Source organism: Photobacterium chitinilyticum, from assembly GCF_004104355.1.
In the GTDB taxonomy this organism is placed as follows: Bacteria; Pseudomonadota; Gammaproteobacteria; order Enterobacterales; family Vibrionaceae; genus Photobacterium; species Photobacterium chitinilyticum.
Genome location: NZ_RJLM01000284.1, coordinates 1 through 352 on the forward strand (window position 1 = coordinate 1; position 352 = coordinate 352).

Genomic DNA, 352 nt, shown 5'->3' on the forward strand with positions numbered 1-352 from the left:
CAAGACATAGATGCAGTTGGCGTCTTGAATAGTAGAAAGGCGGTGAGCTATAGCAATAGTTGTTCGGCCCTGTCTCATCTTCGCCAGAGCAGCTTGAACCAAGCTTTCTGTTTCAGAGTCAATATTGGCTGTCGCTTCATCCAAAATCAGGATTTTAGGCTGGCTGGCGACTGTTCTAGCAAAGGCAAGAAGCTGGCGTTGCCCAGTAGAGAAGCTCGAACCACGCTCGGAAACAGGGGAGTCGTACCCCTGAGGAAGTTCTTGAATAAAGGAATCTGCATCCACAAAGGCTGCCGCAGCCTGAACCTGCTCATCACTGATTTCTTGGTACATGGCGATATTGGACTTAATA

1 protein-coding gene is annotated in these 352 nt (G+C 48.6%); it reads right to left on the reverse strand.

Going from position 1 to position 352, the window contains the following annotated elements; translation table 11 throughout:
• Positions 1-352: ATP-binding cassette domain-containing protein (locus tag EDI28_RS26755; RefSeq protein ID WP_128786735.1), on the reverse strand; the 352-nt coding region annotated here is incomplete at both ends.